The following is a 21953-nucleotide window of genomic DNA, read 5'->3' on the forward strand; positions in this document are numbered from 1 at the left end:
GGTGTGCGATTCCGGTTGTGCGGTTCTGGTCGGACGAGGGTGACGACCCCTCAGATCCCGCAGACCCCTCAGGTCCCTACGATCCGCAGCGCCGCGTCCGCCGTGGCCCGTGCGAACTCCGCGACCGGGCGCCCCGGATCGGACCGGTGGACGAGTATGACGCCCTCGATCAGCCCGAAGACGAGGTCGGTGCGCAACTCCAGCTCGCTCTCGGCGAGTTCACGCCCGACGGCCGTCCCGGCGAGCAACTGCGCGTAGGCGCCCTTGAGTTCGGCGCGCACGGCGTGGAACCCGGCGAACCGCTCGGCGCGCACCTCGGGCAGCAGATACAGCCCGCCGAGGTTGTGCGGGCTGCCGCACAGCAGCTCGACGTCGGCCCGGCACAGCTCCCACAGCCGCTCCTCGGGCGGCCAGGTGTCGTCGGCGAGGAGTTCGCGGGCGTAGGCGAGGGACGGGGTGACCGTCGACTCCAGGAGCTCGACGAGGAGCTCCTCCTTGCCGGAGACGTAGTGATACATCGACGCCTGGCGCATCCCGGCGCGCTCGGCGACCGCGCGGGTGGTGGTGGCGCCGTAGCCGCGCAGGGTGAACAACTCCGCGGCGGCGGCCAGCAGTTCGGCTCGCGGGGTGAGCCCGCTGGCCGACCGCCCCGCGGCCCGGGGCCGCCCGACCCGCCGTTCGACCCGGCGTCCACCAGCACTTTCCATGGCCCGATCCTCGCACACGGGCTCTTTCACGAGCGCGGGTGAGCGCCCGGCAACGGAACAGAAACGCGCGGGCAACCGGCACGACGCAGCCCGCGCCTAATTTCTGTCGGGCGACAGAAATCCTGATCCCCGAGCCGATCCGGAGACCTCCATGGCGACAGCCACCACGTACGGCGCCCGCGCCCACGCCCGCGCCCAGGCCGGCACCCGCGCGGCGGCCATGCCCGTCGTACCGGCCGCCGACTGGCCCGACCCGCCCTGCGAGGCGGGCCACCTGGTGTGGGCGGAGACCGTCGCGGGCGGCAACTACACCCACCGCGTCCTCGCCCGGGGCACCGAGCTGCGCCTGACCGACACGGAGGGCGAGGCCTGCGCGCACCTGCTGCTGTACGCCGACGCCCGCCCCTGGGAGCGGCTGAACGTCGCCGACACGGTCAAGGTCCAGTGGAACGCCTACCTCGGCGAGGGCGTCCTCCTCCTGTCCGACCAGGGCCGCGTCCTCGCCTCGGTGACCGCCGACACCTCCGGCCGCCACGACACCCTGTGCGGCACCTCGACCCTGGCCCGCAACACCGAGCGGTACGGCGACGGCACCCCGCACTCCCAATCCCCCGCCGGACGCGAGCTGTTCAAGCTGGCGGCGGCCAAGAACGGCCTGGAACCGAGGGACTTGCCGCCCTCGCTCTCCTTCTTCCAGGGCGTACGGGTCCAAGAGGCCGACGGGCGGCTGGAGTTCACGGGTTCGGCAGGCCCGGGCGCGAGTGTGACGCTGCGCGCGGAGCAGGACGTGACGGTCCTGATCGCCAACGTCCCGCACCCGGCCGACCCGCGCGCCGCGTACGTCAGCACCCCGCTGGAGGTCCTGGCCTGGCGCGCGGCACCGACCTCGCCGGGCGACCCCTTGTGGGACGCGACGCCGGAGGGCAACCGGGCCTTCCTCAACACCGCCGAATTCCTCACCGCGAGGGGGCTCGCATGAAGACCGTGGTCCCGGCCAGGGCGTCCTGGTCGTCCGTACTGAAAGCGGGCGAAACCCTCACCATCACCGACCTGCACGGCAACCAGGCCGTCGACTTCCTCGTCTACGACGCCCACGACACGTCCGTCCGCTACAGCGCCCCCGACACCGTCCACGCGCAGGGCGGCATCTTCCTCACCACGGGCAGCGTGCTCCTCTCCAACGAGCACACCCCGCTGATGACGGTCACCTCGGACGACGTGGGCCGCCACGACACCGTGGGCGGCGCCTGCTCGAAGGAGTCCAACACCCTCAGGTACGGCCACCACACCTGGGCGCAGCACGCCTGCGTGGACAACTTCCTCGCGGAGGGCGCCAAGTACGGCCTCGGGAAACGGGACTTGGTGTCCAACGTCAACTGGTACATGAACGTGCCGGTCGAGAGGGACGGCACCCTCGGCATCGTCGACGGCCTCTCCTCCCCCGGCCTCTCCCTGACCCTGCGCGCCGAACGGGACGTCCTCGTCCTGGTCTCCAACTGCCCCCAGATCAACAACCCTTGCAACGGGTTCGAGCCGACGCCGGTGGAGATGACGATCTCCGGTGCCGACACGGATTCGGGAGGCCCGGAATGACCTTCGACACCCTCCTCATAGCCAACCGGGGCGAGATAGCCGTACGTGTCATCCGCACCGCACGCCAACTCGGCCTGCGGACCGTCGCGGTGTACTCCGACCCCGACCGCTCGGCGCCCCACGTCCGGCTCGCGGACGAGGCGGTGCGGCTGGGCCCGGCGGCGGCCAAAGAGTCGTACCTGGACGCGGAGTTGGTGCTGCGGGCGGCGAAGGAGACCGGGGCGGGGGCGATCCACCCCGGGTACGGATTCCTGTCCGAGGACGCGGAGTTCGCGCGGCGCTGCGCCGCCGAGGGGATCGTGTTCGTCGGCCCGACCCCGGGGCAGCTGGAGCTGTTCGGCGCCAAGCACACCGCGCGCGCGGCGGCCGAGGCGGCGGGCGTGCCGCTGGCGCCGGGCACGGGCCTGCTGGACTCGCTCGCCGAAGCCCTCGCGGCGGCCGGGGAGATCGGCTACCCGGTGATGCTGAAGGCGACCGGCGGAGGCGGCGGCATCGGCATGTCGGCGTGCCGCTCGGCGGCCGAACTCACCGACGCCTGGGACCGGGTGCAGCGCGTGGCCGCCGCCTCCTTCTCCTCCGCCGGCGTCTTCCTCGAACGCCTCGTCGAGCGCGCCCGCCACGTCGAGGTCCAGGTCTTCGGCGACGGCGCGGGCAAGGTCGTCACCTTCGGCGACCGCGACTGCTCCCTCCAGCGCCGCAACCAGAAGGTGGTCGAAGAGGCCCCCGCCCCGGGCCTGCCTCCGGCGGTCCGCCGCCAACTGCACGACGCGGCCCGCGACTTGTGCGCCTCGGTCGGCTACCGCTCGGCCGGCACGGTGGAGTTCGTCTACGACGCGGCCCGCGAGGAGGCCTACTTCCTGGAGGTCAACACCCGCCTCCAGGTGGAACATCCGGTCACGGAGGAGATCTACGGCGTCGACCTGGTCGCCTGGATGCTCCGCCTGGCCCAGGGCGACCAGGACGTCGTCCAGGACCCCGGCCCCCCGCGCGGCCACGCCGTGGAGGCCCGCCTCTACGCCGAGGACCCGACCCGCGAACACCGCCCCAGCGCGGGCCTGTTGACCCGCGTGACCTTCCCCGAGGGGGTCCGCGTGGACGGCTGGGTGGAGACCGGTACGGAGGTGACGACGGCGTACGACCCCATGCTCGCGAAGGTGATCGCGCACGGCACGGACCGCGAGGACGCGCTGCGGCGGCTCGCGCTGGCCCTCTCCGCCACCCGCGTCGACGGCATCGAGACCAACCTCGGCCTGCTCAAGTCGGCTCTGCGCAATGGGGAGTTCACGCGGGCGGCGCACTCGACGGCGACCCTCGCCGGCGTCACCGACCCGGCCCCGCGCATCGAGGTCGTCTCCGCCGGCACCCTCACCACCGTCCAGGACTGGCCCGGCCGCACCGGCTACTGGCAGGTCGGCGTCCCCCCGTCGGGCCCGATGGACGACCGCTCCTTCCGGCTCGGCAACCTCGCGCTGGGCAATCCCGAGGGGGCGCCCGGGCTCGAATGCACGTTGCAGGGACCGGAGTTGAGGTTCACCCAGCCGACGGACGTCTGTGTGACGGGGGCGCCGGCCGAGGTGACGGTGGACGGGGTGCCGGTCGCGCGCGGCACGGCGGTACGGGTCCCGGCCGGGGGTGTGCTGGCGGTGGGGGCGCCGGTCCAACACGGGCTGCGGACCTATGTGTTGGTGGCGGGGGGACTGGACGTCCCGGCGTTCCTGGGGAGCGCGAGCACGTTCACGCTGGGGCGGTTCGGGGGGCATGGGGGGAGGGCGCTGCGGACGGGGGATGTGCTGCGGGCGGGGGAAGGTGCTGTCGAGACGGGAGCCGGTGCCGAAGCAGGGGCCGTGGGAGCCGTCTTCGAGGCCGACCCCCTGACCTTCACCTCCGTCTGGCACCTCGGCGTGACCGAAGGCCCGCACGCCGCACCGGAGTTCTTCACCGAGGACGACATCCACGACTTCTACGCCGCCGACTGGAAGGTCCACTTCAACTCGGCCCGCACCGGCGTCCGCCTGGTCGGGCCCAAACCCCGCTGGGCCCGCCCGGACGGCGGCGAGGCGGGCCTGCACCCGTCCAACATCCACGACACCCCGTACTCGGTGGGCGCCGTCGACTACACCGGCGACATGCCGGTCCTGCTCGGCCCCGACGGCCCCTCCCTGGGCGGCTTCGTCTGCCCGGCGACGATCCTGAGCACCGAGCGCTGGAAACTGGGCCAGCTGCGCCCCGGCGACACCGTCCGCTTCACCCCGGTCACCACAACAGGCGCCCCCAGAGCGGCCATTGAGGACGGCGGCATCCTCGCCCGCGACGGCGACGTCACCTACCGGCGCAGCGGCGACGACAACCTCCTGGTCGAATTCGGCCCGATGCAGCTGGACTTGGCCCTGCGGATGCGCGTCCACGCCCTGATGGAGGCGGTGACGGAGGCGGCCCTCCCCGGCGTCACGGACCTCACCCCGGGCATCCGCTCGCTCCAGATCAAGACGACGCCGGAGCGGCTGCCTTTGAAGGAACTCCTGGAAAGAACAAGGGAGTTGATAGCAGGACTCCCGCCCACGGACGAACTGACGGTCCCCTCCCGCACGGTCCACCTCCCCCTCTCCTGGGACGACCCCGCGACCCGCGAGGCGATCGCCCGCTACATGGCGGGCGTCCGCGACGACGCCCCCTGGTGCCCCTGGAACATCGAGTTCATCCGCCGCGTCAACGGCCTGGACACGGTGGCCGACGTCTACGACACGGTCTTCGCCGCCGAGTACCTCGTACTCGGCCTGGGCGACGTCTACTTGGGCGCCCCGGTGGCCACCCCGCTGGATCCCCGCCACCGCCTGGTCACGACGAAGTACAACCCGGCCCGCACGTGGACGGCCGAGAACTCGGTGGGCATCGGCGGCGCGTACCTGTGCGTCTACGGCATGGAGGGCCCCGGCGGCTACCAGTTCGTGGGCCGCACCACCCAGGTCTGGTCCCCCTGGCAGCAGCGCGGCGCCTTCGAACCGGGCGCCCCCTGGCTGCTGCGCTTCTTCGACCGCGTCAAGTGGTACCCGGTGGAGGCGGACGAACTCCTCTCCCTGCGCGCGGACATCATCGCGGGCCGCTTCGTCCCGCGCATCGAAGAGGGCACGTTCTCGCTGGCCGGCTACCAGCGCTTCCTGGACGAACAGGCCGACTCCATAGGGGAGTTCAGGGCGAAGCAGCAACAGGCCTTCGCAGCCGAACGCGAAGCCTGGGAAGAGGCGGGCGAGTTCACGCGGGCGGAAGCCGCCTCGGCTCCCCCGCCCCCGCAGGCCGAGCTGGAGATCCCCCCGGGCGCCCGGCTGATCGAGGCCGAATTCGCGGCGTCCGTATGGCAGTTGAACGTGGCGCCGGGCGAGCGGGTGACGGCGGGCCAGCCCTTGCTGGCGCTGGAGGCGATGAAGATGGAGTCCCGCGTCCACGCCCCGACGGCCGGAGTGGTCGAGCGGATCCTGGCCCGCCCCGGCGACCAAGTAGAGGCAGGAACAGCCCTGTTGATCCTGACCCCGGCGAACTGAAAGAGGAGCGACAGATGACCACCCCTACCCTCACCCGGGTCCGTGCCGCCTACGCCCGCATGGCCGCCGTCGACCGCCCCGAGATCTGGATCAACCTGCGCCCCCAGCCGGAGGTGGAGACGGAGGCGGCGGCTCTCGACGCCCGCGTCGCCGCCGGGGAACAACTCCCGCTGGCGGGACGGCTCCTGGCCGTCAAGGGCAACATCGACGTGGCGGGCCTGCCGACGACGGCGGGCTGTCCGTCGTACGCGTACCAGCCCGCCGAGGACGCCCCGGTCGTGGCGAGCCTGCGGGCGGCGGGGGCGTTGGTCCTCGGGACGACCAACCTCGACCAGTTCGCGACCGGTCTGGTGGGGACCCGGTCGCCTTACGGGGCCGTGCGCAACGCCCACGATCCCTCGCGGATCAGCGGTGGCTCCAGTTCGGGTTCGGCGGTCGCGGTGGCGCTCGGGATCGTGGACCTGGCGCTCGGCACGGACACGGCCGGCTCGGGCCGGGTGCCGGCCGCCTTCAACGGCATCGTCGGCCTCAAACCGACCCGCGGCCTCGTCCCCACCACCGGCGTCGTCCCGGCCTGCGCGTCCCTGGACTGCGTCACCGTCTTCGCCCGCACCCTCCCGGAGGCCGAACGGGCCCTGTCCCGCATGACGGCCGCCCCCAGCCCCGTCCCGCCCCGCGCCCCCGGCCCCTGGCGCATCGCGGTCGCCACCCCCGAACAGCTCGGCGAACTCGACCCCGGCTGGCAGGAGGCCTACGACGCGGCGGTCCGCCGCTGCGCCGACGCCGGCGCCGAGATCCGCGCCCTCGACCTCACGCCGTTCACGGAGGCGGCGGCGATGCTGTACGAGGGCGCGTTCGTGGCCGAGCGCTACACGGCGGTCGGAAGCTTCGTCGACAAGGCGACGGACGACCTGGACCCCACCGTGGCCGCCATCATCACCCGCGCCCGCGACCTCCCGGCCCACCGGCTCTTCACCGACCAGGCCGACTTGGCGGCGCTCCGCACCCGGGCCCTGCTCGAACTGGCCGACGCGGACGCCCTGTTGCTCCCGACAGCCCCCGGCCACCCCACCCTGGACGAGGTGGCGGCAGACCCCGTGGGAGCCAACGCCCGCCTGGGCCGCTTCACCAACTCCACCAACCTCTTCGACCTGTCAGCAGCGGCCATCCCTTCCGGCGAGGTGAACGGCCTCCCCTTCGGAGTGATGCTGATCTCCCCGGCCCACACCGACGAACGCCTGCCGCGGATGGCGGAGTTGCTGAACGAGACGGTGCGACTGGCGGTGGTCGGCGCCCACTTGACGGGCCAGCCGCTGAATCCGCAACTGCTGGGGCTGGGGGCGGTGTTGGAACGTACGGGGAGGACTGCGCCGAGGTACGCGCTGCACGCACTGAAGACAACTCCGCCGAAGCCGGGGCTGGTTCATGTGGGGGAAGGCGGGGCGGAGATAGAGGCGGAGGTGTGGCGACTGCCGGCGGAGGGATTGGGCCGCTTGCTGGCGGCTTTGCCGAGGCCGATGACGCTGGGGAGGGTGGAGCTGTCGGACGGGGAGCAGGTACCGGGCTTCCTCTGCGAGCCGGGGGCGCTGGAGGAGGCGGAGGACATCACGGGGTACGGAGGCTGGCGAGCTTTCTTGGAAGCTGGCGGGCTCTCGTGAAAGCTGCCGGGCGTTCTTGAAAGCTGGCGCGCGTTCTTGAAAGGGGGCGCGGGGCTGTATCGATTTGCGGCTCCGCCGCGCTGGGGGTGCCCCCTGCTCGAAGAGCTTGGGGGAACGACCAGCCACAACCCACCCGCACCCGCCGCCGAAGCTCACCCCACGGACGAATAGGCAACAACCCCCCTGAGCAACCCCTCCACCGCCTTCCGCGCAGCCTTAGGCACAGTGGACCCCTCCCCCGGCGCCGCAGCGGCAACCTGCCCCAGCACATCGATCACCTGCTTACACCACCGCACAAAGTCCCCGGCCGGCATCTCCGCCTCCCGGAGCACCTCATCGAGCCCGGCCCCCGAGGCCCACATATAAGCAGCCCAGGCAAACCCAAGATCAGGCTCCCGCTGCCCGACCCCCTCGGTCTGACTGATCCGGAACTCCTCCTCCAGCGCGTCGAGCCGCCCCCAGATCCGCACCATCTCCCCGAGCGAGGCCTTGGCCTGCCCGGACGGCAGCTTGGGAGCCATGGCATCGTCGCTGGCCCGGGCCTCGTACACCAACGCCGAGACACAGGCGGCGAGTTCGGCGGGACCGAGCCCTTCCCAGACCCCGGCCCGCAGACACTCACTGGCCAGCAGATCGAGCTCCCCGTAGAGCCGGGCGAGCCGCCGCCCGTGCTCGGTGACCTCGTTGCCCCGCAGATAATCCAGCTCGGTGAGGAGCGCGACGATCCGGTCGAAGGTACGGGCGATGGTGTTGGTCCGCCCCTCGATACGGTGTTCCAGCTGCGAGGTGTCCCGCAGCAGCCGGTGATACCGCTCGGCCCAACGGGCGTGGTCCTCCCGCTCGTCGCACCCATGGCAGGGATGCGCGCGCAGGTCGGCCCGCAGCCGGGCGATCTCCCGGTCGTCGGCGGCCTGGGCCCGCTTCTTACGGGCCCGCTCCGGCGGAACATGCCCGGCCTTGGTCCGCAGCGCGGAGGCGAGATCGCGCCGGGACTGCGGCGAGCGCGGATTGAAGGTCTTGGGAATCCGCATCCGGTCGAACGCCTCGACCGGCACCGGGAAATCGATGGCGGCCAGCCGCTTGACCTGCCGCTCGGCGGTGAGCACGAGCGGCCGGGGCCCTTCCTGGTACTCGTGCCCGCGATGCCCGTTGGCCCGCCCGGCGGGCAGCCCGGGGTCGAGGACGAGCGCGAGGCCGGCGTACTTGCCCGTAGGAACATGGATGATGTCCCCCGGCTTCAGCCGCTCCAGCGCGACGGCGGCCTCGGCCCGCCGCTGCGTCACCCCCTGCTTGGCCAGCTCCGTCTCTCGGTCCTTCAGCTCCCGCCGCAGCCGCGCGTACTCCTCGAAGTCGCCGAGATGGCAGGTCATCGACTCCTTGTACCCGGAGAGCCCCTCCTCGTTGCGCTGGACCTGCCGGGAGATCCCGACGACCGACCGGTCGGCCTGGAACTGCGCGAACGACGTCTCCAGCAGCTCCCGCGAGCGATGCCGCCCGAACTGCTCGACGAGGTTGACGGCCATGTTGTACGACGGCTTGAAGCTGGAGCGCAGCGGATAGGTACGCGTACCGGCGAGCCCCGCGAGATGTTCGGGGCTGAAGGCGCGCTGCCACAGCACGACCGCGTGCCCCTCGACGTCGATCCCCCGCCGCCCGGCCCGCCCGGTGAGCTGCGTGTACTCGCCGGGGGTGATGTCGGCGTGCTGCTCGCCGTTCCACTTCACGAGCTTTTCGAGGACGACGGACCGCGCCGGCATGTTGATGCCGAGGGCCAGCGTCTCGGTGGCGAAGACGGCCTTGACGAGCCCGCGGACGAACAGTTCCTCCACGACCTCCTTGAACGACGGCAGCATCCCGGCGTGATGCGCGGCGATGCCCCGCTCCAGCCCTTCCAGCCACTCGAAGTACCCGAGGACGTGCAGATCCTCGCGCGGGATGGCGGCGGTCCGCTCCTCGACGAGCGCCCGCACCTCCGCGCGCGCCTCGTCGTCGTTGAGCCGCAGCCCGGCGTACAGGCACTGCTGGACGGCGGCCTCGCAGGCGGCGCGGCTGAAGATGAACGTGATCGCGGGGAGGAGGCCCTCGGCATCGAGGCGTTCGATGACCTCGGGCCGGCCGGGCGTCCAGATCCGCGACCGCGACCGGCGCTCACGCTCCCGGTCGGCCTCCCGCATCCCGCGCCCGCGCCGCCGGTCCTGATAGGACGGCCGCGAGGCCTCGGTCCGGGCCAGCCGCACCAGATCAGGGTTGACGGCCTTCTTACTCCCCTCGCCCTCCTCGAAGAGGTCGTACATCCGGCGGCCGGCCAGAACGTGCTGGAAGAGGGGGACGGGGCGGTGTTCGGAGACGATGACCTCGGTGTCACCGCGGACGGTGTCGAGCCAGTCGCCGAACTCCTCGGCGTTGGAGACGGTCGCGGAGAGCGAGACCAGGGTGACCGACTCGGGGAGGTGAATGATCACTTCCTCCCATACGGCGCCCCGGAACCGGTCGGACAGGTAGTGCACCTCGTCCATGACGACGTACCCGAGGCCGAGCAGCGTCTGCGAGCCCGCGTACAGCATGTTCCGCAGCACCTCGGTGGTCATCACGACCACCGGCGCCTCGGAGTTGACGCTGTTGTCCCCGGTCAGCAGCCCGACCTTGTCGGCGCCGTACCTGCGGCACAGATCGGCGTACTTCTGATTGGAGAGCGCCTTGATCGGGGTCGTGTAGAAACACTTCTTCCCCTGCTCCAGGGCGAGATGGACGGCGAACTCCCCGACGATCGTCTTCCCCGACCCCGTCGGCGCCGCAACCAGCACCCCCTTACCGGCCTCCAACGCCCGACACGCCTCAACCTGAAACGGATCGAGCCCGAACTCGTACATCTCGCGAAACCCGGACAGCGCGGTCGCCTGCTCGACAGCGCGCGCACGCGCCGCCGCATACCGCTCGGCCGGAGAGAGTTCCTCTGTCATCGTGCTTTCGAGCGTACCGGGCCCCACTGACAACGGGACGATCATTATCCGTATCCCCACATCCCGATCCCCTCACCCCACCAGGGCCGGATCACACCGGCCAAGATCTCCCTTGCGCGACGATCATCCCCGAACTAGCGTTCCCCCTCGTTGCATGCAACTGACCACTGCGATCAACGACAACCGAACAAGGGGGAAAGTTGAGTATCGCGAAACGCATCTCCGTGCTCACGGCCACGACGGCGCTGCTTCTGGGGGCGGCCGGCGCCGGCTCCGCCTCGGCGGCGGACGCCTCCATACTCGCCGTGCACCGCGGCAGTGTGGGCTGCTTCAACTGGTCCTGGGGGGACGGCACCATCTCCTGGACCGTCTACGCCAGCAACACCTGTAGCACGAGCCGAGGCCTGGGATTCCGCACGAACGGGGGCGCCATCGCTTGCATCTGGGTGGCGGGCAAGTCCCAGGAGAACCACAAGTACCCGGTGAAGCCTGATTCGAGCAGCTTCGTAGACGTGGCGTCCTGCCCTCCCGGCACCGGCGACTGATCGTCTGACCACAGGCTGATCCACGCAAGAACGCTCGGCCGGAACCCTCCGGCCGAGCGTTTCTGTGTGAACGCGCCGCACCTCGGCGGCGCTCGACCACTCACGTCACGTCGTCGTACCCATTGATCCGCTCACGACTCCCCTGCTCGGGCAGCGCCCGCTGGGAGCTCACCGTCTCGACCTCGCCGATGTCCGCCGGAGTGAGATCCAGCTCGGAGGCCTCGTCGTCGCCGGGGCCCGACTCGGCGCGCCGACGCTTGCGCTTGTCGTTCATCAGGGAGAACAGAGTCGCGCAGAAGTACAGCAGCCAGATCGGTCCGGCCAGGGCCAGCATGGTCAGCGGGTCGGTGCTCGGGGTCGCGAACGCCGCGAAGATCGTGATGCCCATGATCATGCCGCGCCACCAGCCGAGCAGCCGCTTGCCCGTCAGCACTCCGGTCAGGTTGAGCATGACCAGCAACAGCGGCATCTCGAAGGAGAGACCGAAGACCAGCACCATGCGGACGATCAGATCGAGCAGGTCGTCCAGCGGCAGCTGGTTGTCCAGATCGGCCGGTGAGAAGGAGAGCAGCGCCTGTGCCATCACCGGAAGCGTCTTGTACGCGAAGTAGGCACCGCCGAAGAACAGCGGGACACCGGTGCCGACGAACGCGTACGCGTACTTGCGCTCGTGCCGGTGCAGACCCGGCGCCACGAAGCCCCACAGCTGGTACAGCCAGATCGGGGAGGCGCCGATCACACCGGTCATCAAGGAGACCTTGAGAGCGAGTGTGAAGGGGGTCAGCAGACCGTTCAGGACGATACGGGCGCAGGTGCCGCTGCGTTGCTGCGCCAGCTCGGAGAGGGTGGCGTTGCACCCGACCGAGTCCAGGATCGGGTTCGTGAAGAACTCGATGATGTCCTTGTAGAAGAAGGCGGCGCCGATCGTGACCACGATGATCGCCAGCACAGCCTTCGCGAGCCGGTTGCGCAGCTCACGCAGATGCTCCGCGAGGGGCATCCGCCCCTCGGGGTCCTTCTCCTTCTTGCGGGCAGTCTTGAGCAACCCACGTTCCCATCTCGTACGGCGGGCCGGAAGGGATCACCACCGGCACCAGGGTCAGCGCTTGGTGGTGTCCGTCGTCTCCGTGACCGGCCGCGAGCTGGTCACGTCACCGGGAGCCGCCTGGATGGTGCGCTGCGCCGCGGACTCGTCACCGGGGTGCGGCGGATCGGCCGGGGCGGCTGCCTTCCCGCCCTCCTCCTTCATCGCCTTGGCCTCGCTCTTGAGGATCCGCGCGGACTTGCCGAGCGAACGCGCCATGTCCGGAAGCTTCTTCGCGCCGAAGAGCAGGATGACGACTACGAGGATGAGAATGATCTCGGGGGCTCCGAGCCTTCCGAACATAAGTCTTTACCTTCTCACCGAGGCGGCTGGGTGGGGTGCTGTCCGACCGGCCGGACACCTGTCCGGACGATCGTGATGTCAGCGATCGTAACGCTCAGGGGTGAACGTGTAGCAATCCCCGTGCGTACTCCCGGTTCCGCGAACCCGGGCCTCGTTCTCCGGTCCGCGACCAGCAGCGTACCCGCCACAGGCGGCCCCGCGGGAGGGCGAAGTAACCCAAACCACGCCGACCCCCCGACTCACAGAACCATCACAGCAGGACTCACAGCGCGTCCACAGCCCGCGCGGCGCTCCCCGCCGCCCGCTCCAGCTCCTCGGCGGCCCGCCCGATCCGCCCCGCGGACTCCGCGACCTGCGCCCCGAGCCGCCGCGCCTCGACGAACACCCGCACGGCCAGCACGCCCAGCACGGCGAGCCCCACGAACCCCACACCCACAGCGAACATCGCCCAGAACATGCCCCGAGCCTAGCCCCTGAGCGCCACGACACCGGCGCCCGCCCCATGTCCCCCCCTTCACCCTTCACCGCAGCCGCAGCGTCCGCACCCCGCCCCCCAGCAGCAGCTCCACGATCCGCTCCCCCGCCGGCTTGCGCACCGCCTCCCCGCACTCCGGGCAGGTGAAGGAGTAGAACGTCGTCTTCGCGCTCCCCCCGATCGCCAGCATCAACGAGTCGGCCCCCAGCTCGAACCGCCCCCGGCACTCCGGACACCCGGCGGTGAACATGACGGGCCCGACGGCCCGCGCCTCGACGCCGGGACTTACGGAACCGGCGCCCCCGACGCCGGGACTTACGGGACCCGCGTCCCCGGCACCCACACCCTCCGCGCCCGCATCTCCCGCGTCCCCCTCATCCCCCGCGTCCACATCCTTCATCCCGGCGAAGGCGACAGCGACGGACATCTCCCGATCCCCGCCCGCCGACACCCCCACTCCCACAGAGCCCCCCGCAACCCCAGCCCCAGCCCGCGCCCCCGCAGCCCCACCCCCACCGGCTATCCCCTCGAACGGCACCCGCCGAATCCCGGACGGCACCCGAACCAGCCCCGCCACCCTCCGCTCAGCCTCAGCCTCACCCGAAACCGAGACCAAGCCCGACCCCGACCCCGAGCCCGAACCCGAGCCCGAACCCGAACCTGAGGCCGACCCCGAGCCTGAGCCCGACCCCGAACCTGAGGCCGACCCCGAGCCTGAGCCCGAGCCCGCCTCCGAGGCCGACCCCGAGACCCCCGCCCCAGACCCAGCCCCCCTCACTCCCGCCCCACCCCATCCCCCTCATACGCCGCCAACGCCTCCCGAGCAGCCCCCCGCGCACTATCAGCCAGCTCCTGCGGAGCGACGATCCGCCCGTCCCCGCCGAGCCGCAGCCCCAGCCGCCGCAGCGACGCCGGATCCGGCGTACGCAGCGTGATCCTGAGCCCCCCGCCGGCCAGCTCCTCCGCGCTGTCGTGCGGGTAGTACTCGGCGACCCACCGCCCCCCGGGCCCCACCTCCACCACGACCTCGGGATCCTCCGCCGCCGGCTGCACCAGCGCCTCGGACAGGTCCCGCAGTTCCACCTCCGGCGGCGCCGACGGCTCGTCGAGGATCTTGATCTCGGCGACGCGGTCGAGCCGGAACGTGCGCCGGGCCTCGGAGCGCCGGCACCAGGCCTCGACGTAGGTGTGCCCGACGCTGACGAGGCGGATCGGGTCGATCTCCCGCTCGGTGACCTCGTCGCGCGCGGGCGAGTAGTAGCGGATCCACAGCCGGCGCCGCTCGGAGATCGCGCGGTCGACGTCGGCGAAGACCCCGCCCTCGGACTCGAACGTCACCGACAGCCGGGAGCTGGCCCCGGCCGCCTCGCCGGCCGCCGTCTCGACCTTGGCGGTCGCCCGCAGCAGGGCCTGCCGGTCCCCCTCGCGCAGCCCGGGCAGCGTCGCGACCGCGCGGGCGGCGACCAGCAGGGCCGTCGCCTCGTCGGCAGCGAGCCGCAGCGGCTCGGCCGCGTCCGCGCCGAGGGCGGCCGGGTTGTGCCACCAGATGTGCTCGCCGTCGGTGTCGATGTCCAGGAGGTCACCGCCCCGGAAACTCGTCCCGCACATCGGCAGCACGTCGAGATCGGCGACCAGCTCCTCCTCACTGATCCCGAACGCCCGCGCCACGTCCTCGACGCGCGCCCCGGGCCGCTCCCGCAGATACGTGACCAGCGACAGCATCCGCCGCGTCTGGTCGATCGCGTTCACCGGCCTGACCGGCTTGACCGCCATGTCCCCGTCCCCCTCTAGCCCTTGGCCACGGCCCGCAGCCGCTCCACGACGTCCGCCCGCAGCTCCGCGGGCTCCACGACCACCACGTCAGGACCGAACTCCACCAGCCAGGCGTCCAGACCGTGCCCGTACGGAATCTCCAACTCGTCCCACCCGTCCCCGAGTTCCCGGACCCCGGAGGCCTTCGCCCGAAGGGGGTACCCGGCGCCCGTGCGCAGCCGGATGACCGCGCCGCGGTCGGCGGTCTCCCCGGCCCAGCCGGCGACGGTCTCGCGGACCGTCACCACGTCCGGCACCGGCGCCGTGAACCCGGTCCCGCGCGAGCGCACCTTCCCGGTGATCCGCGACAGCCGGAACACCCGCTCGGCGCCCCGGTCGCGGTCGTACCCGGCGAGGTACCAGTGCCCGCGCCAGCACTCCAGCGCCCACGGCTCCACATGCCGCGGCTCGGGCCGCGCGGCGGTGGCCTTGCGGTACTCGAAGACGACCGGACGGCGGTCCCGGCACGCCAGCATCAGCGGCTCGAACGCCGCCTCGTGCACGGGGATACGGGGCTCCAGCGCGCCGTGCGCCTCATAGGGGTCGACGTCCTCGGGCAGCCCCGCCGCCCGCAGCTTCTGAAGCGCCCCGGAGGCCGCGCCCGCGAGCCGGGCCTGCTGCCACACCTTCGCGGCGAGCCCCAGCGCGGCGGCCTCCTCGGCGTCCAGGGTGATCGCCGGGAGCCGGTTGGAGTCGCGGCGGGCGAGATAGCCGACCTCGCCGTCCAGGTTCTCCACCGTCTCGATGACCAGGCCGAGTTCGCGCAGATCGTCCTTGTCGCGCTCGAACATCCGGTTGAAGGCGTCCTCCGCCCCGGCTTCGAGGTAGGCCTCGATGGATTCGCGCAACTCCCGCTTACTGAGCGGCCTGCGCGTCCCCAGCAGACACAGCGCCAGGTTCATCAGCCGCTCAGCCTTGGCAATGGCCATCGACGCGCTTCGCCTCCCTATGGTGCTTCCGACGGATGACCGTACCGCCCCGCACTCCCCGGACAAAAGCCGAGGGCCCACGCCCGGACAGGCATGGACCCTCGATGATCGACTCCGGTCGCGGGGCGACCGATGCGTGCGACGATCAGACCGCGATCAGGTCGACGACGAAGATCAGCGTCGAACCCTTCGGAATGGCCGGCGTCGGGCTCTGGTCCCCGTACGCCAGGTGCGCCGGAATGGTCAGCTGACGGCGGCCGCCGACCTTCATGCCCTGCACACCCTGGTCCCAGCCCGCGATGACGCGGCCGGCACCCAGCGGGAACTTGAACGCGGAACCGCGGTTCCAGCTCGCGTCGAACTCCTCGCCGGTCGCGAAGGTGACACCCACGTAGTGCACGGTCACGGTCTGACCGGCCTGCGCGACCGCGCCCTCGCCCTCCCAGATGTCCTTGATCTCAAGGTCGGCGGGCGGCTCGCCCTCGGGGAAGTCGATCTCGGGCTTCTCGATGCTCACGTCAAACTCCTGGTCGTTCACAACAGGCAACCCGCACAGTCTTACATCTCTCGTACGCTCACGACGCGGCGAGGATGTCCACGGAGAACACCATCGTCGACGTCTTCTCGATCCCGCTCCCGCTCGGCGGGTTGTCCCCGTACCCCAGGTCCGGCGGGACCACGATGACGACCCGGCTGCCGACCTTCTTCCCCGTCAGCCCCTGCGCCCACCCCTTGACGACCTGCTGCAAGGAGAACGACGTCGGCGCGTCCCGCTTGTACGACGAGTCGAACTCCTTGCCCGTCTCCCACACCACGCCCTTGTACTGCACGACGACCGTGCTGTCCGCCTTCACCTCGGCGCCGTCGCCCTCGATGACGTAGTTCGCCACCAGCTTCTTCGGCGCCGCCGACTTCGGCACCTCGATCGAGGGCGCCTTGCCGTCGGTGTTCGTCCCGACCTTCGGCAGCGCGGAGTCGTCCTGCGCGACGTCCGAACCCTTCGCGGACGACTTGCCGTTGAACGTGTCGTCGATGTCGACCACGAACACCAGCGTGTCCGTCCCCTTGATGCCCGCCTGGGACTGGCCCTGCGAGCCGTAGCCCCACGTGGGCGGCACCGAGAACTCCACGCGGCTGCCCGTCTTCTTCCCCGCCAGCGCGTACCGCCAGCCGTCGATGATCGAGCCCTGCGCGAGCTGGATGAACAACGGGGTCTTGCGGTCGTAGGAGTTGTCGAAGACCTTCGCCGACGTCCAGATCTGGCCCAGGTAGTGGGCCCAGATGTAGTCGCCCTCCGCGACCGCCTTCCCGCTCCCCGCGATCAGCGTCTTCACCGCCAGCTGGTCCGACGGCGTCCCCGAACCCTTGGCGACCGTCGGCTTCGTACCGAACTTCTCCCCGGCCGTCACCGCCGGCAGCGGGCCGTCCACGATCTTCGGCGCCGGGGCTGCGGACGCCGACCCGGCCGCCGAAGGTGACGCGCTGTCACTCGCCTTGGCTGAGTCCGACTTGCCGTCACCGCACGCGGCGAGCGTGGCCATTCCCACGGGAACGGCGGCGAGAAGAAGAGAACGTCGGCGCACGATGAAGCCTCGTAATCGGTCGATCTTGCGGATGGCGTGCGCGCAACTCTACGGCGTGCAAAGGGCGCCGCACTGGAAACGTACGGCGCCCGTGTTGCGTTCCGGCTCAGCGGTCACACTCACCGATAAGCGTGACTCACATCCCCGCGATCAGCTTCTCCACCCGGTCGTCGACCGACCGGAAGGGGTCCTTGCACAGCACCGTCCGCTGTGCCTGGTCGTTCAGCTTCAGGTGCACCCAGTCCACGGTGAAGTCCCGCCGCTGTTCCTGCGCCCGCCGGATGAAGTCGCCGCGCAGCCGTGCCCTGGTCGTCTGCGGCGGCACCGACTTGCCCTCGAAGATCTTCAGGTCGTCGCAGATCCGCGCCGCCTGGCCCTTGCGCTCCAGCAGGTAGTAGAGCCCCCGCCGGCGGTGGATGTCGTGGTACGCGAGGTCGATCTGGGCCACCCGCGGATGCGACATCGTCATGTTGTTCTTGGCCCGGTACCGCTCGATGAGCTGGTACTTCATCACCCAGTCGATCTCGGTGCCGATCCGGTCCAGGTCCTCCGCCTCGATCGCGTCGAGCGTGCGGCCCCACAGCTCCAGGACCCGCTCGACCGTCCCTGTGCGGATCCCGCGCCGCTCGCAGAAGTCCACGGCCTTCTCGTAGTACTCCCGCTGCACCTCCAGCGCCGAGGCCTCCCGGCCGCTGGCCAGGCGGACCTTGCGGCGGCCCGTGATGTCATGGCTGACCTCGCGGATCGCCCGGATCGGGTTCTCCAGCGTCAGATCCCGCATCACCGTGCCCGCCTCGATCATCCGCAGCACCAGGTCGGTCGCGCCGACCTTCAGCAGCATCGTCGTCTCGGACATGTTCGAGTCGCCCACGATCACATGCAGCCGCCGGTAGCGCTCGGCGTCCGCGTGCGGCTCGTCCCGCGTGTTGATGATCGGCCGGGAACGCGTCGTCGCCGACGACACGCCCTCCCAGATGTGCTCGGCCCGCTGCGAGACGCAGTACACGGCGCCCCGCGGTGTCTGGAGCACCTTCCCCGCGCCGCACAGGAGCTGACGGGTCACCAGGAAAGGGATCAGAATGTCGGCGAGCCGGGAGAACTCCCCGTGCCGCGCCACCAGATAGTTCTCATGGCAACCATAAGAGTTGCCCGCCGAGTCCGTGTTGTTCTTGAAGAGGTAGACGTCGCCCGCGATTCCCTCCTCGTGCAGGCGGCGTTCGGCATCCACCAGAAGGCCTTCGAGAATGCGCTCCCCGGCCTTGTCGTGGGTGACCAGCTCGATCACGTTGTCACATTCGGGTGTCGCGTATTCCGGGTGAGATCCCACGTCCAGATACAGACGGGCACCATTGCGCAGAAACACATTGCTGCTGCGGCCCCATGACACGACACGGCGGAAGAGGTACCGCGCCACCTCGTCAGGAGACAGGCGGCGCTGTCCCCTGAACGTGCACGTGACGCCGTACTCGTTCTCCAGCCCGAAAATGCGGCGGTCCATGACTGAACATTACGCCCGATCCCCCGAACTGAAACGGGGTTCGACGGCACGGTTCGGATCATTTTCCGACGACCCCACCACCACCCCGCCCGCGGCCGGCACAGCCATTACCCCCCTCGTCGCCAGCAAAACCAGCAACGCGGAGAAACCCGCGAACCCCGACACCGCGAATCCCCACAACGTGCCCCCCGCCTCCACCACCGGACCCGCGAGCCCGGTCCCCAGGGACTGACCCACCGTGAACATCGTGACCAGCCAGGAGAACGCCTCCGTCACCGTGCCGCGCGGCGCGTAGTGATCGACCAGTACGAACGCGCACGCCAGCGCCGGCGCCAGGAACAGCCCCGCGAGCGCCGCCAGCAGCACCATCCCCACCGCGCCCGGACGCAGCATCAGGGGCAGGTAACACACCGCCATCAACGCGACGATCACCCGCAGCCGCCGCACCGGGTCACCGGACCACACCTGCGCCCCGTACAGCGTCCCGCCGGCCAGCGCACCCAGCCCGATCGCCGCCATCAGCCACCCGTACACCGCGTCCCCGCCGTGCGCGTCCGCGTACGGCACCGACGCCACCGTGATCGACCCCAGCGCCACCCCCACGAACACCAGCGCCCCGAGCAGCGCGAGCAGCCCGCGCGAGCGCAGCGCGCCCAGCCAGTGCGCCTCCCGGGGCGCCGACCGCCAGGCCCGCGAGGGCGGCGACACCACCACCGACAGCGCCCCCACGACCCCGACCGCGTTGATCACCAGCAGCGCCGCCCGCTCCGACCACACCGACACGCACAGGGTCACCAGCAGCGGCCCGACCGTGAACATGACCTCCTGCGCCACGGCGTCCATCGCGTACGCCGTGTGCACCTGCTCCTCCCGTCGCAGCACCGACGGCCACAGCGCCCGCAGGCCGCCCTCCAGCGGCGGCGTGAACACCCCGGCGGCCACCACGGCCACGCACGCGAGCCACAGCGGCTCGATCCCGTTCCACGCGAACGCCCCCATGGCGAGCGCCGACACCACGGCCGCCGGCAGCTGCACCCGGGGCTGCCCGTAGAGATCCACCAGCCGCCCCAGCACCGGCTGCCCGACCGCGTTCGCGACCCCGTAGACCGCCGCGAGCACCCCGGCCAGGCTGTACGACCCGCCCTGCGCGCGCGTGAACAGCACGAGGGTGATCGCCGCCGTCGCGCACGGCAGCCGCCCCACCAGCGTCCCCACCAGCAGCCGAGCGGCGTACCGCGCCCGCACGACCTCCAGATACCCCCCGAGGCCTCCGGCCACGATCGCCTCCCACGGCTCAAGTGTTACGTATAACGTCCAGGGTCATACGTACCATGAGCGCGGACCAACGGTCCAGAGAGCGCCCGCGAGAAGGCACCCGAAGGCGAACGACCAGAAAAGGGAGGTGGGCACCTGGTGCCCCGCAACACCACCCGCCCCACCAGCCGCGACGTCGCCCAGGCCGCCGGCGTCTCCCAGGCCGCCGTCTCCCTCGTCCTCGGCGACAAATGGCGCGGCCGGGTCGCCGAAACCACCGCCGAACGCGTACGGCAGGCCGCCCGCGACCTCGGCTACCGGCCCAACCTCGCCGCCCGCAACCTCCGCCTCGGCCACACCCGCACGGTCCTCCTCGTCGTCCCGGCCCTCACCACGGAGTTCTTCGCCGGCGTCTACACCGGGGCCGCCCGCGTCGCCGCCGCCCACGGCTTCGGCGTCGTCCTCTACCCCTCCCCCGAAGGCATCGGCCCGGCCCGCGACCCCTTCCACAGCGCCCAGGCCGCCCTCGACGGCATCATCGCCTCCTCCATGGCCGCCGACGCCCTCACGGCGCTGCGCGGCGACCAGCTCCCCCTGGTCATGCTCGACAGCGACCCGCGCGGCAGCCACGGCGCCACCACCGTCAACCTCGACATCGCCGACGGCGCCCGCCAGGTCGCCGAACACCTCCTGGGCCTCGGCCACCGCCACTTCCTGCACCTCGCGGCCGACGTCGCCTCCTGGACCTTCGACATCCGCGGCGACGCCCTCACCGCCCGCCTGCGCGCCGCCCCCGGCACCACCCTGCGCACCGCGCACGCCGACATCGCCATCGACGCCGCCCAGCACGCCACCACCCAGGCCCTCAACTGGCCCGTGGGCCCCCGCCCCACGGCGATCGTGTGCGACGACGACAAACTCGCCGCCGGCGCCTACAAGGCCGTCCGCCGGCTCGGCCTGCGCATCCCCGACGACGTCTCCGTCACCGGCCTCGACGACCTCGCCCTGGCCACCGCCATCGACCCCGAACTCACCACCGTCCGGCTCGACGCCGAACTCTTCGGGGAGCGGGGCATGCAGGCGCTCCTGGCGGTCCTGGAGGGCCGGGACCCGGACGCCGGGGACATCCCGGTCCAGCTCGTCGTACGCGGCTCCACGGCGCCCCCACCGGTCTCCTGACGCCGCTGGAAAAGCCCCGTGCCCCAACCGGGGGCCCGGCCGGGGCACGTACAGGGAGGAACCGCTCGCTCACTCGTCGTCGGAGCTGTCCCCGTCCTCGGCGGACGCCGAGCCCTCCGCCTCCAGCAGGCGCGACAGCTGCGGGCCCACGATCCGCTTGAACTTCCGCTGCTGCGGGCGGGTACGGTCCAGCACCGCGACCTCGAGGCGCTCCGCCGGGATCTCCCGCTGCTGCCCGTTCGACTCGCGCGACAGCGCCTGCACGGCCAGCCGCAGCGCGGCCGACAGCGTCATCCCGTCCTCATGCCGCTGGTCCAGGTAATTGCTGATCAGCTCGGCGTTGCCGCCCACCGCGACCGAGCCGTGCTCGTCCACGATCGAGCCGTCGTGCGGCAGCCGGTAGATCTGGTCGCCCTCGGGGGTCTCGCCGACCTCCGCGACCACCAGCTCCACCTCGTACGGCTTCTCCGCCGCCGACGAGAAGATCGTCCCCAGGGTCTGCGCGTACACGTTCGCCAGGCCGCGGGCCGTCACATCGTCGCGGTCGTAGGTGTATCCGCGCAGGTCCGCGTACCGCACCCCGCCGATCCGCAGGTTCTCGTACTCGTTGTATTTGCCGGCCGCCGCGAAACCGATCCGGTCATAGATCTCGCTGAACTTGTGCAGCGCGCGTGAGGGGTTCTCGCCGACGAACACGATGCCGTCGGCGTATTGCAGCACGACCAGACTCCGGCCGCGCGCGATGCCCTTGCGCGCGTACTCCGCGCGATCGGCCATCGCCTGCTGGGGTGAGACATAGAACGGCGTCGACACCGGCGTTCCTCTCTGTGAAAGTTA

At 71.1% G+C, this 21953-nt stretch carries 19 protein-coding genes; 6 read left to right on the plus strand and 13 right to left on the minus strand.

Annotation, left to right across the window (positions count from 1 at the left end; genetic code table 11):
* Positions 1–68 precede the first annotated feature (68 nt).
* Positions 69–707, minus strand: a complete 639-nt coding sequence (locus ACYUD3_RS29780) for a TetR/AcrR family transcriptional regulator (protein WP_470976401.1) — start codon at positions 705–707, stop codon at positions 69–71.
* Between the two features lie 151 nt (positions 708–858).
* Between ACYUD3_RS29780 and ACYUD3_RS29785 the strand changes: the two genes are divergently transcribed.
* Genes ACYUD3_RS29785 through atzF form a run of 4 tightly spaced genes read left to right on the plus strand, consistent with a single transcriptional unit; the run spans position 859 to position 7494 of the window.
* Positions 859–1686, plus strand: a complete 828-nt coding sequence (locus ACYUD3_RS29785; protein WP_470976404.1) for an urea amidolyase associated protein UAAP1 — start codon at positions 859–861, stop codon at positions 1684–1686.
* The gene (locus ACYUD3_RS29790; protein WP_470976407.1) at positions 1683–2300 is read left to right on the plus strand and encodes an urea amidolyase associated protein UAAP2; all 618 of its coding nucleotides are present in this window, start codon (positions 1683–1685) and stop codon (positions 2298–2300) included. The genes ACYUD3_RS29785 and ACYUD3_RS29790 overlap by 4 nt, the downstream gene beginning before the upstream one ends.
* Entirely contained in the window at positions 2297–5836 is a 3540-nt protein-coding gene (locus tag ACYUD3_RS29795; protein WP_470976410.1) for a 5-oxoprolinase/urea amidolyase family protein, read from the plus strand. The genes ACYUD3_RS29790 and ACYUD3_RS29795 overlap by 4 nt, the downstream gene beginning before the upstream one ends.
* Before the next feature lie 14 nt (positions 5837–5850).
* On the plus strand, positions 5851–7494 hold the full coding sequence (gene atzF / locus ACYUD3_RS29800; RefSeq protein ID WP_470976413.1) for an allophanate hydrolase: 1644 nt from the start codon (positions 5851–5853) through the stop codon (positions 7492–7494).
* Between the two features lie 152 nt (positions 7495–7646).
* On the opposite strand, the gene ACYUD3_RS29805 is transcribed toward atzF, so the two are convergent.
* Positions 7647–10499, minus strand: coding sequence for a DEAD/DEAH box helicase (locus tag ACYUD3_RS29805; RefSeq protein ID WP_470976872.1), 2853 nt, complete (start codon positions 10497–10499; stop codon positions 7647–7649).
* A gap of 155 nt (positions 10500–10654) precedes the next feature.
* Here ACYUD3_RS29805 and ACYUD3_RS29810 point away from each other — a divergent pair, with 155 nt between their 5' ends.
* The gene (locus tag ACYUD3_RS29810; protein WP_470976416.1) at positions 10655–10999 is read left to right on the plus strand and encodes a hypothetical protein; all 345 of its coding nucleotides are present in this window, start codon (positions 10655–10657) and stop codon (positions 10997–10999) included.
* Between the two features lie 100 nt (positions 11000–11099).
* On the opposite strand, the gene tatC is transcribed toward ACYUD3_RS29810, so the two are convergent.
* The 10 genes from tatC to ACYUD3_RS29860 form a co-directional block, all read right to left on the minus strand.
* Positions 11100–12044, minus strand: coding sequence for a twin-arginine translocase subunit TatC (tatC, locus tag ACYUD3_RS29815; protein WP_470976419.1), 945 nt, complete (start codon positions 12042–12044; stop codon positions 11100–11102).
* 54 nt (positions 12045–12098) lie between these two features.
* A complete protein-coding gene (tatA, locus tag ACYUD3_RS29820) occupies positions 12099–12386 on the minus strand; it encodes a Sec-independent protein translocase subunit TatA (protein ID WP_470976422.1) in 288 nt (95 codons plus the stop codon).
* Positions 12387–12648: 262 nt separating this feature from the next.
* Entirely contained in the window at positions 12649–12843 is a 195-nt protein-coding gene (locus ACYUD3_RS29825) for a hypothetical protein (RefSeq protein WP_470976425.1), read from the minus strand.
* Positions 12844–12907: 64 nt separating this feature from the next.
* Entirely contained in the window at positions 12908–13288 is a 381-nt protein-coding gene (locus tag ACYUD3_RS29830; RefSeq protein WP_470976428.1) for a hypothetical protein, read from the minus strand.
* 347 nt (positions 13289–13635) lie between these two features.
* A complete protein-coding gene (locus tag ACYUD3_RS29835; protein ID WP_470976431.1) occupies positions 13636–14634 on the minus strand; it encodes a helix-turn-helix transcriptional regulator in 999 nt (332 codons plus the stop codon).
* 14 nt (positions 14635–14648) lie between these two features.
* A complete protein-coding gene (locus ACYUD3_RS29840) occupies positions 14649–15602 on the minus strand; it encodes a helix-turn-helix transcriptional regulator (RefSeq protein ID WP_470976434.1) in 954 nt (317 codons plus the stop codon).
* 145 nt (positions 15603–15747) lie between these two features.
* Entirely contained in the window at positions 15748–16119 is a 372-nt protein-coding gene (locus ACYUD3_RS29845) for an FKBP-type peptidyl-prolyl cis-trans isomerase (protein WP_470976437.1), read from the minus strand.
* A 58-nt stretch (positions 16120–16177) separates the two neighbouring features.
* A complete protein-coding gene (locus tag ACYUD3_RS29850; protein WP_470976440.1) occupies positions 16178–17185 on the minus strand; it encodes an FKBP-type peptidyl-prolyl cis-trans isomerase in 1008 nt (335 codons plus the stop codon).
* Between the two features lie 136 nt (positions 17186–17321).
* A complete protein-coding gene (pafA, locus tag ACYUD3_RS29855) occupies positions 17322–18683 on the minus strand; it encodes a Pup--protein ligase (protein ID WP_470976443.1) in 1362 nt (453 codons plus the stop codon).
* 9 nt (positions 18684–18692) lie between these two features.
* Positions 18693–19961, minus strand: a complete 1269-nt coding sequence (locus ACYUD3_RS29860; protein WP_470976446.1) for an MFS transporter — start codon at positions 19959–19961, stop codon at positions 18693–18695.
* A gap of 135 nt (positions 19962–20096) precedes the next feature.
* Between ACYUD3_RS29860 and ACYUD3_RS29865 the strand changes: the two genes are divergently transcribed.
* Positions 20097–21116, plus strand: coding sequence for a LacI family DNA-binding transcriptional regulator (locus ACYUD3_RS29865; protein ID WP_470976449.1), 1020 nt, complete (start codon positions 20097–20099; stop codon positions 21114–21116).
* Positions 21117–21185: 69 nt separating this feature from the next.
* Here the strand turns inward: ACYUD3_RS29865 and prcA are convergent, their stop codons facing one another.
* Entirely contained in the window at positions 21186–21929 is a 744-nt protein-coding gene (prcA, locus tag ACYUD3_RS29870; protein ID WP_470976451.1) for a proteasome subunit alpha, read from the minus strand.
* Between the last annotated feature and the right edge of the window lie 24 nt (positions 21930–21953).

The organism is Streptomyces sp. AMJ-169, assembly GCF_055597585.1.

Coding starts and splice junctions, on each gene's coding strand:
- ACYUD3_RS29780 (WP_470976401.1), bottom strand. CDS start 707: ATGGAAAGTGCTGGTGGACGCCGGGTCGAACGGCGGGTCGGGCGGCCC.
- ACYUD3_RS29785 (WP_470976404.1), top strand. CDS start 859: ATGGCGACAGCCACCACGTACGGCGCCCGCGCCCACGCCCGCGCCCAG.
- ACYUD3_RS29790 (WP_470976407.1), top strand. CDS start 1,683: ATGAAGACCGTGGTCCCGGCCAGGGCGTCCTGGTCGTCCGTACTGAAA.
- ACYUD3_RS29795 (WP_470976410.1), top strand. CDS start 2,297: ATGACCTTCGACACCCTCCTCATAGCCAACCGGGGCGAGATAGCCGTA.
- atzF (WP_470976413.1), top strand. CDS start 5,851: ATGACCACCCCTACCCTCACCCGGGTCCGTGCCGCCTACGCCCGCATG.
- ACYUD3_RS29805 (WP_470976872.1), bottom strand. CDS start 10,499: ATGATCGTCCCGTTGTCAGTGGGGCCCGGTACGCTCGAAAGCACGATG.
- tatA (WP_470976422.1), bottom strand. CDS start 12,386: ATGTTCGGAAGGCTCGGAGCCCCCGAGATCATTCTCATCCTCGTAGTC.
- ACYUD3_RS29825 (WP_470976425.1), bottom strand. CDS start 12,843: ATGTTCTGGGCGATGTTCGCTGTGGGTGTGGGGTTCGTGGGGCTCGCC.
- ACYUD3_RS29830 (WP_470976428.1), bottom strand. CDS start 13,288: ATGTCCGTCGCTGTCGCCTTCGCCGGGATGAAGGATGTGGACGCGGGG.
- ACYUD3_RS29835 (WP_470976431.1), bottom strand. CDS start 14,634: ATGGCGGTCAAGCCGGTCAGGCCGGTGAACGCGATCGACCAGACGCGG.
- ACYUD3_RS29840 (WP_470976434.1), bottom strand. CDS start 15,602: ATGGCCATTGCCAAGGCTGAGCGGCTGATGAACCTGGCGCTGTGTCTG.
- pafA (WP_470976443.1), bottom strand. CDS start 18,683: ATGGACCGCCGCATTTTCGGGCTGGAGAACGAGTACGGCGTCACGTGC.